Consider the following 1,729-nt stretch of genomic DNA (forward strand, 5'->3'; position numbering starts at 1 on the left):
CGGTGCTGGCCTGGGGCTGGCGGCTGCCGTTCCTGTTCGGCGGCGTGCTCGGCACCGCGGCCATCGTGCTGCGCCGCCGCCTGCCCCGCTCGGAACACTTTCAGCGCCACCACCGCGAGCGCGAGGACACCTCACCGCTGCTGGAGGCGTTCACCGCCAACCGCCGGCAGATGATACAGGCGGTGCTGTTTGCCTCGGCCTACGGAGTGCTCTTCTATCTGCCGCTGGTCTACCTGCCGGAGTGGCTGCACGACCAGACCGGCATGCCCCTCGCCGAGGCGCTGCGCATCAATACCGCGGCGACGGCGCTGCTGCTGGTGCTGATCCCGGTCTCCGGCTGGATCGGCGACCATCTGCTACGGCGCACACACTTCATCACCGCGGCCATGGCGGTGATGACCACCGTTGCCCTGCCACTCTACGGCTGGCTCGCCCGGGACGGCGTCTGGGGCGCCGTCACCGTGCAGTTCACGCTGGTGATCCTGCTCGCCGTCCCCCTCGGCTCCGCACCGGCGATGTTCGTCGAGCTCTTTCCCGCCACCGACCGCCTGTCCGGCTACTCCGTGGCCTACAATCTCGGCCTGGGCGTCGTCGGCGGCGCCACGCCCATGATCGCGACGTGGCTGATCGAGGCCACCGGGCTGGCGAGCGCCCCCGCCGGCTTCCTCGCCGCGGTCTCGCTGGTCGCGCTGGCGGTGATGATCTCCATGCCCGACGGCAGCCGCGAGCCGCTACCCTGACCGGCGCACGGTGAGCGTCAGGCCGTCCGCGGCAACCACCTCGACCGCCGTCCCCGCGGCAATGCACCCCCCGTCCACTGCGCGGGCCCGCCAGCGCTCGCCGCGCACGCTCACCCAGCCGTGCGGTGCGAGCTCGGTGCGCGCCACCGCGCGCTGGCCGGTGAGCGCGGCGCCGCCTGTGGGGGCGTCGTCGCGGAGCGCATGGCGGTAGAGCGGATAGAGCGCGATCTCCTTGATCAGCCACAGTCCCGCCACCACGGCCGCTGTATTCGCGGCGAACCAGCCCGCACGCACGGCGAGCACGAGCAGCACCGCGACCAGCGCGAGCTCCGGGAGCTGGATGAGGGCGTAGCGGAGCGGCAGCGACCGGCGCACCGCAGTACCGTCAGCGATCCGCCTCGCCACTCTCGTGGGCGAGCCGGCCCTGGGCCTCCTCGTAGGACAGCCCCGCGATCCCCGACTGCTCCATCGAACGGCCCAGCGAGTGCGCCAGGGCGAAGGCGAAGGCGCGGCGGTAGAAGGTGAAGCGGCGCTCGTGCACGGGCAGTACGTCGTCCACGGCCTCGACATCGCCCAACTGGCGCTCGAAGGCGGCCCGGCGCTCGGCGAGTTCATTCATGAATGCGTCGTCCGCGGCCACCGCCTCGTCGAGCTCCAGCGTCCAGGTCATGTCCGGCTGCAGCTCGCAGGCGCCGATGAACCGCCCGGTCACCGCCTCGCCCCCGCCCCACTCCTGCGGCGGGATCATGGAGAGCCAGTAACGCTCGGGCTTGCGGTAGAGGTAGTAGCGCTTGCCGGGCACGGGCCGGAAGCGGAAGTCGCTCTCGAGCACGAACAGCGAGGTGAACAGCTCCGTGGACACCTGCTCGATGTGCTTCGGCGGCACCGCCGCCACCGCCGCACGCTGCGCCTCTAGGGTGGCGAGAACCGGCGCCCCGCCCTTGCCCTGGGGATTCGGGTTCTTGCTCATGGGTTCCCGGATTTCAATG

Annotated in this window: 3 protein-coding genes; 1 reads left to right on the forward strand and 2 read right to left on the reverse strand. The window is 71.4% G+C overall.

The features are described 5' to 3' along the window. On the forward strand, positions 1–740 hold a 740-nt coding region (locus tag G7A99_RS17165), incomplete at its 5' end, for an MFS transporter (RefSeq protein ID WP_163142412.1). Here the strand turns inward: G7A99_RS17165 and G7A99_RS17170 are convergent. Both G7A99_RS17170 and G7A99_RS17175 read right to left on the reverse strand, forming a co-directional pair. Beyond that, complete coding sequence (locus tag G7A99_RS17170) at positions 732–1,115, reverse strand: NfeD family protein (RefSeq protein ID WP_018717896.1); 384 nt, start codon at positions 1,113–1,115, stop codon at positions 732–734. The genes G7A99_RS17165 and G7A99_RS17170 overlap by 9 nt on opposite strands. A 10-nt stretch (positions 1,116–1,125) precedes the next feature. Further along, a partial coding sequence (locus tag G7A99_RS17175; protein WP_163142415.1) for a DUF2452 domain-containing protein occupies positions 1,126–1,729 on the reverse strand: 604 nt, incomplete at its 5' end.

The organism is Arhodomonas sp. KWT, from assembly GCF_010993615.1.